The sequence below is a fragment of the Cellulophaga sp. RHA_52 genome (genome assembly GCF_007827205.1).
In the GTDB taxonomy this organism is placed as follows: domain Bacteria; phylum Bacteroidota; class Bacteroidia; order Flavobacteriales; family Flavobacteriaceae; genus Cellulophaga; species Cellulophaga lytica.
This window is the reverse complement of sequence record NZ_VIRZ01000001.1, coordinates 416,506-429,101: the sequence shown is the minus strand read 5'-3', so window position 1 is coordinate 429,101 and position 12,596 is coordinate 416,506. Positions and strand designations below refer to the sequence as shown.

At 31.9% G+C, this 12,596-nt stretch carries 9 protein-coding genes; 2 read left to right on the top strand and 7 right to left on the bottom strand.

Translation table 11 applies throughout. The features are described from left to right. Window positions 1–6: 6 nt before the first annotated feature. Window positions 7–1,500, bottom strand: coding sequence for a DUF1800 domain-containing protein (locus JM80_RS01855; RefSeq protein ID WP_144709069.1), 1,494 nt, complete (start codon window positions 1,498–1,500; stop codon window positions 7–9). Window positions 1,501–1,695: 195 nt separating this feature from the next. On the opposite strand from JM80_RS01855, the gene JM80_RS01850 reads away from it, so the two are divergent. Further along, window positions 1,696–2,055 (top strand): YraN family protein, encoded by a 360-nt coding sequence (locus JM80_RS01850; protein ID WP_013621305.1) that lies wholly within the window; start codon window positions 1,696–1,698, stop codon window positions 2,053–2,055. 157 nt (window positions 2,056–2,212) lie between these two features. Continuing rightward, entirely contained in the window at window positions 2,213–2,872 is a 660-nt protein-coding gene (locus JM80_RS01845) for a hypothetical protein (RefSeq protein ID WP_013621306.1), read from the top strand. 11 nt (window positions 2,873–2,883) lie between these two features. On the opposite strand, the gene JM80_RS01840 is transcribed toward JM80_RS01845, so the two are convergent. The 6 genes from JM80_RS01840 to JM80_RS01815 all read right to left on the bottom strand — a co-directional run bounded on the left by JM80_RS01840 (window position 2,884) and on the right by JM80_RS01815 (window position 12,572). Next, complete coding sequence (locus JM80_RS01840; protein ID WP_144709068.1) at window positions 2,884–4,200, bottom strand: TlpA disulfide reductase family protein; 1,317 nt, start codon at window positions 4,198–4,200, stop codon at window positions 2,884–2,886. 84 nt (window positions 4,201–4,284) lie between these two features. Next, window positions 4,285–7,581, bottom strand: coding sequence for a transcription-repair coupling factor (gene mfd / locus JM80_RS01835; RefSeq protein ID WP_255436557.1), 3,297 nt, complete (start codon window positions 7,579–7,581; stop codon window positions 4,285–4,287). A 90-nt stretch (window positions 7,582–7,671) separates the two neighbouring features. Further along, window positions 7,672–10,344, bottom strand: a complete 2,673-nt coding sequence (locus JM80_RS01830) for a carboxypeptidase-like regulatory domain-containing protein (RefSeq protein WP_144709066.1) — start codon at window positions 10,342–10,344, stop codon at window positions 7,672–7,674. Between the two features lie 11 nt (window positions 10,345–10,355). Continuing rightward, a complete protein-coding gene (locus tag JM80_RS01825) occupies window positions 10,356–11,096 on the bottom strand; it encodes a GLPGLI family protein (RefSeq protein WP_144709065.1) in 741 nt (246 codons plus the stop codon). 73 nt (window positions 11,097–11,169) lie between these two features. After that, entirely contained in the window at window positions 11,170–11,883 is a 714-nt protein-coding gene (locus JM80_RS01820; protein ID WP_144709064.1) for a GLPGLI family protein, read from the bottom strand. A gap of 5 nt (window positions 11,884–11,888) precedes the next feature. Then, the gene (locus tag JM80_RS01815; RefSeq protein WP_144709063.1) at window positions 11,889–12,572 is read right to left on the bottom strand and encodes a GLPGLI family protein; all 684 of its coding nucleotides are present in this window, start codon (window positions 12,570–12,572) and stop codon (window positions 11,889–11,891) included. Window positions 12,573–12,596 lie beyond the last annotated feature (24 nt).

Genomic DNA, 12,596 nt, shown 5'->3' with positions numbered 1-12,596 from the left:
AAATGGTTATTTTAATTGGAATTCTGGTTGTCTAATAATATGCATCATAAGCTGAAAAACTAATACTTCTGCACCTGGGTAATATAAGCTCCAGGTACCGTCTCCTTCTGGAGGAGCGTAATATTGCACCAGTGCATCGTCTCTAAATACATCATATGCATTTTGTAGCTCGTCTGCAGCAATACCTTTTGGTAATAATTTATCTAAAATGGCATCGGTAACCCTGTCTGGATTACTTTCTGTAGATGCATTAGGTGTCACAGAAATAGCAAAATCTCTAAATTGCTCAGAACTTACATTGTATGCTGTTTGCAAATAAAGTTCTGCAGATAGCCAGCGGCCAATCATAAAATTAGTATTTATCCAATACCTATCTCTGTACCAACCTTCTACTCCTGGTGGGTTAAAAATTTCTTGTCCAAGAAGTCTGCATGTGTTTTCTACACTTGCAATTGTATCTTCATCAAACGTAAAATTAGTTTCGTTTATTAGGTTTATATAAATATCAAACGGACTCTTAATTATTACACCAACAGCTTCGTCATCATAAAAATGTTCACTTTTAAATAGCACTCTTAACACTTCTGCTATTTCAAAACCACTACCTCTAAATACTGCCGCTAATTCGTCAACAATTTGTTTTGCATTACCGTTGTTTTCTTCGTCATCAGAATCTGGGTGAACAAAAAACTCGTATAATTTTTTACAAATAAACCAGCTTATTTTTTCTTCTCTTTGGTCAAATAAATTAGTTATAACACCATCATAATCAAAGGTGTCTGTTTGGCCAAAAATGGTTTTACTACCTGTGTCATGCTTTGTTGGGTCAAAAGTAATTGGAGTATAACTTTCTTCACCACGTTCTACCCAACCAGTTAAGGCTCTAGCTGTTTCTATAATATCTTCTTCTGTGTAGCCGTTACCTTCACCTAATGTAAATAATTCATACAACTCACGCGCATAGTTTTCATTAGGGTTGTTACCATTATTGTATACACCATCTAAATAAAATAACATAGCGTCATTAAGGCCAATTTCACTTACAAAATCTTTAAAATTGCCTATTGCATTACGTTGTAAACAATCTACATACCTATACAATAGAGGCGGAGCCATATAGTTTCTGTATTCCGTTACAAAATGGTTGCTCCAAAAGAAACTTAACCTATCTTTTAAATTATTTGTAACTAAACCATTTATGTATAGACTTATAAACTCTTGTTTTTGTTGATTTCTTAATTGGTTTCTAGCGTCATCATCCTCAGGATAATCTGCACCTGTCCAATTTGCCCATATAGGTGCTGCAATTTCTGGCATACTAATAGCTTCTGCTATTAAATTATCTACATATGCAGACACATTTTGTCCTACAGCGTTTGTAATAGTGTCTGCAGAGGCACTAAAACCTAATCTTCTGTAAAGATGTTCAGCTTTTTGTTTGTCTAGTGAGCCAGCTATGGGGTTTAGCGATGCAGAATTGCAATTCACAAAATATTCCATAATAATTATTGCATTAGTATTGATCGGTTATTAGGTTGTGTGTTTATTTTTAACGTTAAAATATACATTACCGTATATGAATGGTTAAAAATTTTAACAAAGCAACTTTATTACCTACGTAAATTAAGCGGTTTTAGATGATGAAAAGCTTTTTTTTTCGATGAAATGCTGTAATTTGTGTGTTAAATTTTTTTTATGGGTATTCACAATCAGTTTGGTAAAGAAGGAGAAAAACTAGCAGTAGAGTTTTTAAAGGACAATGGTTACGTTATTAAGCACCTTAATTACCGTTATCTAAAAGCTGAGGTAGATATTATTGCACAGCAAAAAAGCACACTAGCCATTATAGAGGTAAAGTCTAGAAGTAGTGACGCTTTACAGAATATTGCAGATACGGTAACCGCTAAAAAAATTAAACTTCTTGTTATGGCTGCAGATCATTATGTGTCTGATAATGATTTAGATGTAGATGTTAGATTTGATATTATTACAATTTTAAAAAATGCAGATAATTTAAAAATTGAGCATTTAAAGGATGCATTTTATCATTTTTAAAATTGAACCTACATATTTTTATCATATTACAATTGTTACATTTAAAACAATTTGTTAATTTTGTAATGTAAAGATGATTTTTTTCGTTTATACTGAAAAATATTTTTCTAATACACGCAAAACAAACAACCAAAAATTAATTTAAACTAACAGCAAGATGAAAACAATATCATCCGTAGTAGAGGAGTACATTAAAAAGAAACCTTTTTTACAAAGTGCTTTGGCACAAAGCATTATTAATTTAACGTCGTTATCTAGAATAATTAAGCCAGAAATAGAATCTGAATTAGGTAAAGATATTAGAAACGGAGCTATTGTTATGGCTTTAAAAAGGTTATCTGACGATTTAGAGTTTAGAGCTACGCACAAAATTGTAAAAGTCCTTAAAAATATAGGAGAAATTACGGTGAGGTCTTCTTTAACAGATTTCACTTTTTTATTGTCTGATTCTATCTTAGATAACCAAACAAAGCTAATTAGAGAAGTTAACAAAAATAAAGATGTTTTTTATACTTCTTCTAGAGGAGTAAATGAGCTTAATATTGTGGTAAATAATACTTTAGATAATACAGTAGAAGAGTTGTTTAAGCACGAAAGATGTACCCAAAAAGCAGAAAATTTATCTTCTATTACTGTAAAATTACCAGCAGAGAATGTATCAGTTCCTGGTATTTATTATTTTATTTTTCAGCGTTTAGCTTGGGAAGGTATTGTACTTTTTGAGGTGATTTCTACAACCAATGAGTTTACTATTTTAGTAAATGATGAGCAGGTAGATGTAGCCTTTAAAACTATAAAAGATCTAAAGGCTTTATAAGTCTATTTGTACTATTTTTTATTTAAATATTCTAGGACCTCTTTGTAGGTTTCTGGCTTGTTTACAATTCTTTTGTCTTTGTCTAAAATAAAGTAGGTAGGTGTGGCAGAAATGTTATACAATTCTGCATATTTGTTATCCCACTTGCCTAGGGCTAATGCGTGTGTAAAACTTTTAAGTTTAGCAGACTCTGTGTCCCAATAATTGTACTCGTCCTCTAAACCAACAGCAAGTACTTTTACGTTGCTGTATTGTTGTATTGCTTTGTTTAGTTGTGGCAATTCTTTTAAACAATGAGAGCATGTGCTACTCCAGAAAACAACAACGTAGTTTTCAGCTCCAGATAATTTACTAAGACTATCTTTACCATCATTCCAAGTAATTTCTGGTGCTTTTGCACCAATTCTTAACCTTGTATGCGCTTCTATACCTTTTATTAATTCTTGATTATTAGTTACAGCGCCAATTTCTTTTAGGTAGTTGCTGTATATAAAATCTGATGTTTTATTATACTTTGCGCTTGCCGCATAAATCCATAAGTCATAAAACAAGCTAAACTTAAAAGTATTATTAACACCCTCTAACTTGCTAGCAACAGTTTGTATGTTTTGCTGTAAAACTGTTTCTGTAGCATCTTTTGTAATTTTATTTAACGGCAAAGATGTGTACACATAATTTAATGTTTTATCTGTTAAGAATGATGAAGCCTGTAATTGCTCATTTTTAAAATCTATTGCTGAAAAATAATTTTGCTTTTTATGTTCTACAAATTCGTAGATAGACTCAAAACTACTTGCTACGTATGGCTTATTTGCTTTAATAAAATTAAGAGCTATTAAATCTTTAGCATCAGCTTCATACTTAGCTTGTGTGCTATTTATTTTATTGTAAAGTTTTGCTAACTCTTTTTTATTAGTGCTGTTAGATGTGTAAAAGTCTATAACCTGCTTTTGCAACGCATTAATTTCTAAAAAATAACTGTTTACTATTTTGTTTTCTGTTGATGTTGCATAGGTGGCCCCATCTTGTGCATTAAAATTAAGAACAATGTCTTCCTTGCCATTGTACAAAACATCAAAATTAAACTCTTCTTGTGGTACGGCATATACCAGCCTGTAAGTTCCGGCTGCTGCATTGGCAGGTAATTCTAGTTTAAATTTACCGTCTTCTATTTTAGTATCTGCAACATAAACTTGTGTACCAGGTTTAAGTTGGTATGCAATAAGCCAAGTATACTCTTTGGCTGGCGAAAACGTGCCAGATATGGTGTGCTGTGCAGTTAATGACATAGCAATAAGAGCAAATAATAATGTTAGCGTTTTTTTCATAGTATGCTTTTTTTAGCAATGGTTAATGCTTAGTTATATAGCTTATTTTCAAAAACCGAACCAAACTAAATATTTTTAATCATTTTAATGCGTATTAAAAGGAGCCAAGCTCTTTAATGCTTTTTCTACAGTAGTAATTTTATCAAAAACCAAAAGTAAACGTAAGCCAGCTCTAGTTTGTTTTTCTTTCATTTTACAAATAGCGGTATTGGCTTGTACAAATTGTAAAACTTTAGTGAATTTAGGGCTTTGGTAAAAACCAGATTGTTGGTCTGCAATAAAATAGCCAATCATTTTACCTTTTTTAAGTACAATTTTTTCTAAACCTAGGCTATTTGCAATCCATTTTATACGAACCGAGTTTAGTAAATCTTCAACCGGACTAGGTATTTCCCCAAAACGGTCTACCAATTCTTTTTCATACTTAGCTAAACCTTCTTCTGTGGTAATTTGGTTTAATTGGGTGTATAAGTTTAATCGTTCTGTAACATTATTTACATAATCATCAGGAAATAAAAGTTCAAAATCAGAGTCTATCTGAGTTTCTTTTACAAACACTTTGTCTTTACCTTCTACCTCTTCGTATAAATCTTTAAACTCGTTTTCTTTTAATTCTTCTACAGTTTCTGCTAATATTTTTTGATAGGCATCAAAACCAATTTCATTAATAAATCCGCTTTGCTCACCACCTAAAATATCACCTGCACCACGTATTTCTAAATCTTTCATTGCAATATTAAAACCACTACCCAACTCTGTAAATTGTTCTAATGCTTGTATACGCTTGCGAGCATCGTTACTCATAGAGTCATAAGGTGGTGTAATAAAATAACAGAATGCTTTTTTATTGCTACGCCCTACACGGCCACGCATTTGGTGCAAATCACTTAAACCAAAATTATTGGCGTTGTTTATAAAAATAGTATTGGCGTTAGGAACATCTAAACCACTTTCTATAATGGTGGTAGACACTAAAACATCAAACTCGCCATTCATAAAAGCAAGCATTAAAGTCTCTAGTTTTTTACCATCCATTTGTCCGTGGCCAATGCCAATTTTAGCATCAGGAACCAAACGTTGCAACATACCAGCAACCTCTTTAATATTTTCTATACGGTTGTGTATAAAAAATACTTGTCCGCCTCTTTGTATCTCGTAAGAAACTGCATCTCTAATGGTGTCTTCTGTAAAGCGCACAACGTGGCTGTCTATTGGGTACCTATTTGGAGGAGCTGTGTTTATTGTAGATAAATCTCTGGCTGCCATTAAACTAAATTGCAGCGTTCTTGGTATTGGCGTAGCAGTTAATGTAAGTACATCTACATTTTCTTTAATAGACTTTAACTTGTCTTTTACAGCAACACCAAATTTTTGTTCCTCATCTACAATTAGCAAACCTAGATCTTTAAAAACTACGTTTTTATTTACCAATTGGTGTGTGCCAATTATAATATCTACTTTGCCTTCTGCCAAACGTTCTAAGGTTTCTCTTTTTTCTTTTGCAGTTCTAAAACGGTTTACATAATCTACCGTTACAGGCATATCTTTTAAACGCTCTGCAAATGTTTTATGGTGCTGAAAAGCCAATATAGTTGTTGGCACTAAAACAGCTACTTGTTTGCCGTTATCTACCGCTTTAAAGGCGGCACGTATAGCAACCTCTGTTTTACCAAAACCAACATCGCCACAAATAAGACGATCCATTGGCCTATCACTCTCCATATCTTTCTTAAGATCTTCGGTGGCTTTACTTTGGTCTGGGGTATCTTCATAAATAAAAGAAGCCTCTAACTCGTGCTGTAAATAACTATCTGGAGCGTATTTAAATCCTTTTTTAAGCCTACGGTTGGCGTATACTTTAATAAGGTCAAACGCAATTTGTTTAACTCTGGTTTTGGTTTTCTGCTTCAGTTTTTTCCAAGCACCAGAACCTAGTTTAAATATTTTTGGAGGCTTACCGTCTTTGCCCGCAAATTTAGATATTTTGTGTAGGGAGTGTATGCTAACGTACAATACATCGCGCTCACTATACATTAATTTTATGGCCTCTTGTTTTTTACCTTCTACATCTATTTTTTGTAAACCGCCAAATTTACCAACGCCATGATCTATGTGTGTTACATAATCTCCAATATCTAACTTGGTAAGTTCTTTAAGTGTAATGGCTTGCTTTTTTGCATAGCCATTTTTAAGGTTGAATTTATGGTAACGCTCAAAAACTTGATGATCTGTGTAGCATGCAACTTTTATATCGTCTAAAATAAAACCTTGAAAAAGAGGCATTACAACTGTTTTGTAATGTACATCTTGTTCTACTTCATCAAAAATATCATGAAAGCGTTTTGCTTGTTGCTCTGTAGCGCAAAAAATATAATTGGTATACTTATTAGCGTGATTTTGATCTAAGTTTTCAATTAGTAAGTCGAACTTTTTATTAAAAGACGGCTGTGGTTTAGAATGAAAAACAATAGATTTATCTGCATTTGTTGCTGTTTGATGAATGCTTACAACATTAAACCCATCAAACTCTTTTTTTAACTGATTAGAGTCTACAAACAACTCCTTAGGCTGAGCGTGTTTTAGCTCGCCTGTAAGTTTTGTAAAAGCTTCTTCTGCTTTTGCAAAAAGCGAGTCTAACCTATCATGTAAAAGTTCTGTATTTTTAGAAAAAATGACAGTTTTAGAGGCAATATATTTTAAAAAGCTCTCCCTGGTTTCGTCTAAAAATTTATTTTCTACATTGGGTACAATGGTAATTTTAGTGACTTTGTCTGTAGATAATTGTGTTTCTACATCAAAAGTTCTAATGCTATCTACCTCATCACCAAAAAATTCTATTCTGTAAGGTACATCATTAGAAAACGAAAAAACATCTACAATACCACCACGAACCGAAAATTCTCCAGGTTCGGTAACAAAGTCTACACGTTTAAACTTATACTCAAACAACACTTCGTTTAAAAAGTCTAGGGTAATGGTGTCATCAACCTTAATTTTTAGTGTGTTTTTATCTAGTTCTTTACGGGTTACCACTTTCTCAAACAGCGCATCTGGATACGTAACTAGTAATGCTGGTTTTTTACGCGAATTAATTCGGTTTAAAACCTCTGCACGTAGCAGCACATTAGCATTATCTACCTCGTCTATTTGGTAAGGTCTACGGTAACTACCAGGATAAAACAGTACATCTTTTTCGCCTACCAATTGCTCCAAATCATTTAAATGGTAAGCAGCCTCTTCTTTGTCGCTAAAAACAACCAGAAAAGGGGTGTCTGCTTCTTTAAAAGTTTCAGATATTACAAAGGATAGGGCAGAGCCTGTTAAACCTGTAAGTGTTGTGTTTTTTTCATTTTTGGCAATAGTAGTTTGCAGTTTCTGCATTTGCGGAAGCTGTGCCAACGATTTTAAAATGAGAGATTTTCCCAAAAGTCAATACATTTTTTGCAAATATAAAGCTACAATTTTAAACAATTATAGTTTGTAGCTAATTTTAAAAAGAACAATGCGTGGTAAAATAAAGGTTTTACTATCGCTTATTAAAAATGTACTAAAAGAATTGTCTTGCTTAAACTGTGTATCAAACAGGTTAGTAGCTTTAATTTCAAAACCCCAAGGACTATCTTCTTGTTGGTAAAAAAGAGAAACCATAGCATTGTCAAAAGTATTATCTATGTTTCTGTCTTTATTCACATAATTATCAAAATTATATTCTGCTTTTAAGGTAAAATTTTCTAGAAAAACATAATCTAAATAGGTAAAAAAGTTGGTGCTTCTATACTTGTTTTTTCCTACAGATGTGTTGTAGTCACTATCGGTTTGTGTATAGCCAACCTCTAAATTTGGGCCTTTTTTAAAAACAGTCTCTAGGCTTACGGTATTTGAGAATCTCCCAGAGGTGTTTTTTTGTGTCTCTGAGTTTACAAGCTGGTAAAAATTACTGTAATTGTAGGAGCCTCTGTATTTAGCCCTTATTTTTTTTATTCTTTTATTAAAATTACCACTAAACACCCAGCTATCCTCCGGTTGTGTAAATAGTATTAAAGAATTAAACTGGTTAATGCCTTGCAACTGCGTTTCTCCTTTTAACTGCTCTGTTTTTTTATTGTATCTAACATTTAAGTTGTAAAATAAACCACGCAATAAACTTCTTTTAGAGTAATTAAAACTTGTAGTATGAAAAAACTCATTTTCTAGGTTGGCATTGCCTCTAAAAACCGAATTAAAATTACGGAGTATAAAATTACTTGCAAGGTTGTTTACAGAAGGAAAACGAGCATTTGCTTTGTATTTAAAAGTTGCTTTTGCACCGTTTTTAAATTTAATTTCTGTAGTAAACTCTGGTGTAAGTACCGTTTTTGTTTTGGTTGTTTTTGTTTGTAACTGATGTAAAGACCAGTTAAAATAATGTTGGTATACGGCAGGTTTAAACGTAAAAATACCAGTTCTAAATTTGTATTCTAAACCTACATAAGTGTCTATAAAATTATGCTGTAAATTGTTGCCAAAATCGGCAGTATTAAAATTGTTTATTTCTCCGCTACTTAGTAGCTGTACATCTTCATTTACAAATGAGTTAAAGGTTGAGTTTACACCCAAACTAAAATACAAGTGGTTGTAGTTGTTTAACACCCAATAGTCTTTTACAATGGCATTTACGCTATGTGTTTTTACTTCTTTGGTTTGCTGTATGTTATACACATCATCTGCCTGTAACGGAATTAATCCTTGTAGTATTTCTTTATCTGTTTGCCAATTTGTGTTGGGCTTGTCTATGGTATAACTGTGCGTGGCCTCTAAAGTACCGGTATGGTTGTCTGTTAGTTTACGACTATAGGTTACATTTTGTTTTAGCGTTAGTGCATCTATGTCATTAGCAGTATGTATGCTATTAGTGTTTGTTGGGCTGTTTGTATTAATGGTATTTAAACCATTGTTGTTGGTTAGTTTTACAAACGTATTAAATGCAAAATCTTCCTTGTAGGTTGGGTCATAATCTAGTGTTATTTTACCAATGGTAAAAAAGTTATTGGCATTGCCAGTTGTGGTTCTGTTTTCTGTAAAAGGATCGTTGTTGTTTTGGTAAATATTCTCGGTTTGGTTTTCTGTATCGGTATCTGTTTTAGAAGCAATAACATAACCACTAATATCTGTGGTGCTATTTATGGCTTGGCGTACATTAAACGCACCAAATTTTTGACTACGCTCTTTAAAATTATTGTTGTTTAAAAACTGACTAAAGTCTGACTGAAACAAACTAGACATACTGCCAGAACCAGCCAATATTTTGCTAAAACCGCCTTCAAACTCCATATAGTCGCTAAACGTAAATGCTTTTTCTCCAGTATTGTTTACATCACCAATAAAATTAATGTTGGTTTTTGGGCTGTAGTAAAATACATTTGGGTGTACGGCGTACCTGTCTTTATGGCCCGCAGCAACATCTAAATCTCCAAACAAAAAGCGTTTTTTATCTTTTTTAAGTTTAATGTTTAGTGCCATTTTATCTGTGTCTTGCAATTCCTTAAGCATAGCAATTTCACTATAGTTATCTATAACCTCTATTTGGTCTACAACATTGGCGGGTATGTTGTTTACAGCCATTTTGGTGTTTCCTGTAAAAAAGGGTTTGTTGTCTACCAAAACATTGGTAATTTTTTTACCGTTAGAGGTTACATTACCTTCCCTGTCTACGTCTAAACCAGGTAGTTTTTTTAAGGTTTCTCGTAGTTTGCGTTCTTTGCCATTGGTAAAGGCATCTGTATCATAAACAGTAGTGTCTTCTTTAACCTCTATAGGTATTTTATAGGTGAGCTCTACACCGTCTAAAGTGTTTACATCTTCTTGTAAAACAAAGTTTTTAGTGGTTTTTTCTGTTGCTGTAGTGTTAACAACTAGTTTTTTATAGCCTATGTAGCTAATGTTAATTTGGTAGGTATAGCCTTTTTGCAAACGCAAAATATATGCACCTTTTTCATTGGTATTGGCAAAAGCCGTTTCTGCATCATCACTATCTGGAAAAGCTAAAATATTAGCATTAGGTAAAGGGCTTTGCACGCTGTCTTGTACAAAGCCTTTGTATGTAATTTCTTGGCAGTAAGCAATAAATGAAATAATGAAGAAAGTAAAAAATAGTTTTTTAGTCATACTTAATTTAATTATTTTTTTCTTCTTTGCTTACTAGCCTCAGCTAATTCTTCCCATTTTTTATTAGCTTGTTCTTGGGTTATTATTTTATCCAAATTAGGCACTGTAATGTTTACATCTTTTTTGGGGTTTAAATTTATTTCTGTGGCTGTAATAGAAATCTTATTTTTATTAACCTCTAATACTAAACCAGGTAAACCAGTATATAATTTTGGGCCAAAACTTACAGGTATTTCTGTGGTAAACCAAGCCTCTACTTTTTCTGTATAATAGTACCCTTGTCTGCTAAATAAAGTTTCAGTTGCTAATGCTTGGTTACAAATATATTTGCCTATTTTTTTTGTTTTATTAGTTATTTTCCAATCAAGAGGAGTTCTTTTAACAGTACCAACATATTTACTAATTTCATAAGTACTATTGTTAGCTACGTTTCTGTAATATGGTATGGCACTTACAGCCCCAACTGTTGTATTGTATTTATCCTGCTCATCTAAACTTTCTTGCAAATAATAATAAGACTCGTTATTTCTAAAATGTAAAAATAGATCTACTTCTTTTGCATTTTTATACATATCTACTATGAAATCTTTGTGAGTAGAGGGGATTTTTTTAGTAGATGTTACGTTTATAATGCTATCCGCATATGTTTTATTTATCGTTCCACTATATTTAACTATACCACTCAAACTTTGAGAATATATAGATTTTGAGAAAAGAAATATAATCAGAATAATTTTTGTGATTTTTTCCATATTTTTTATTTGATTTAAAGATTTTAATATATTCAAGCAAATCAAACATAAGAAGTGCTTTTGAACATATTATCTATTTTATTGCTTCTTTAAATTTATTTAATTGCTCTGTATTTAGTTTAGAATACTCTTCTTCAGAGATCTGTTTTCCCTGTCCTATAGGTTCTATAGAAACTTGCTTTAAAAATTTTATTTTAGTTGCTTTGTATAAGGTAGCGTTTAGATTTAATTCTAAAATAACCCCAGGTAAGCCACCATAGCCGTTTGGACCGTATGGAATTTTGATAGAAGGGGCAAACCAAGCTGTTGTAATTAAATTTTTACCTTTGATGGTTCTTTTAGAAGTAGCTTTTATGCAATTATAGCCTATTATTTTTTTACTTTCTTTTGTTATTATCCAATTTGATGGAGCTATTTTACCATTTACAACATAAGCTTTACCATTTTGAGACACTTTTTTTTGAACACTATCTTTTTTATAATAGAGAGGGTTACTACAGGCTAACATTTTGGCTAAATTAAAATAAGTTTTATTTATGTTATCTGGGCGCATATTATTTATATTCTTAAAAACAGCTGTCTGATTCTTAAACATAAGTTGCAACTTTATTTCTTCAGCGGCATTATTTACATTTTTCATAAATAATAAAGGTTTACTGATTCCTTTTTTTTCCATTATATTAACCATAGAATCTATAGAAAAATCATATTCTATTATCCCACATTTTGATTGAGAAAATGAATTATATAGAGACAACGTTAAAATTAAAATGGCTATTTTTTTCATAGTTTTTAATTCCTAAGAGGTGGATTTAAATTATCATATTCTTTTTTCGATATCTTTTTTCCTTTTATGGGCTTTTTAATTTCATTTTTTTTCTTAGATAATAAATTTATTTCTGTAGTAGAAATTAATATTTTATCATCCTGTAGCTCTAGTATTGTTCCTGGTAAGCCAAAATAACCTCTAGGGCCAAAACTTCCTTTAATTTGAGGAGTATACCACGCGGTTACCTTTTTTATAAAATTTACTTTGCTGTTTATTACTGTGTATTCTGTTACAGCCTTGTAGCAGGTGTATTTCCCTATTTTTTTATTTTCTTTTTTCAATACCCAATTTGGCTTTTCTAATGAAACTAGATATAAGTCTCCGTATGCTAAAGCTTGAAGAAGACATTCTTTGGTATTTACATTTGTGTAATATTTTTTTGAGGCTCCAAAAAATATACTGGCTATTTTACTGTTTATACCATCATCCAATAACTCATCTAACTCGTAGAAAAACTCTTTAGTGCTAAAAGTTAGTTGAAAATCTAATGTCGTGTTTAATAGTGCGTTATTAACATCGTTTAATGTATTGTCTTTACTGTTGTCCCCAAGTGCTTTATTGGTAGAAACCGTGTATTTAATGGTGCTATTTTGAGAATAAACGGCAACAGAAATAAAAAATATAAGTAGTAATACTATTTTTTGCATAGTTATATAATGTCTAAGTTTTCT

What these genes read in the sequence shown, in the direction of transcription:
- JM80_RS01855 (WP_144709069.1), bottom strand. Translation starts at nt 1,500, where the DNA reads ATGGAATATTTTGTGAATTGCAATTCTGCATCGCTAAACCCCATAGCT.
- JM80_RS01850 (WP_013621305.1), top strand. Translation starts at nt 1,696, where the DNA reads ATGGGTATTCACAATCAGTTTGGTAAAGAAGGAGAAAAACTAGCAGTA.
- JM80_RS01845 (WP_013621306.1), top strand. Translation starts at nt 2,213, where the DNA reads ATGAAAACAATATCATCCGTAGTAGAGGAGTACATTAAAAAGAAACCT.
- JM80_RS01840 (WP_144709068.1), bottom strand. Translation starts at nt 4,200, where the DNA reads ATGAAAAAAACGCTAACATTATTATTTGCTCTTATTGCTATGTCATTA.
- mfd (WP_255436557.1), bottom strand. Translation starts at nt 7,581, where the DNA reads ATGCAGAAACTGCAAACTACTATTGCCAAAAATGAAAAAAACACAACA.
- JM80_RS01830 (WP_144709066.1), bottom strand. Translation starts at nt 10,344, where the DNA reads ATGACTAAAAAACTATTTTTTACTTTCTTCATTATTTCATTTATTGCT.
- JM80_RS01825 (WP_144709065.1), bottom strand. Translation starts at nt 11,096, where the DNA reads ATGGAAAAAATCACAAAAATTATTCTGATTATATTTCTTTTCTCAAAA.
- JM80_RS01820 (WP_144709064.1), bottom strand. Translation starts at nt 11,883, where the DNA reads ATGAAAAAAATAGCCATTTTAATTTTAACGTTGTCTCTATATAATTCA.
- JM80_RS01815 (WP_144709063.1), bottom strand. Translation starts at nt 12,572, where the DNA reads ATGCAAAAAATAGTATTACTACTTATATTTTTTATTTCTGTTGCCGTT.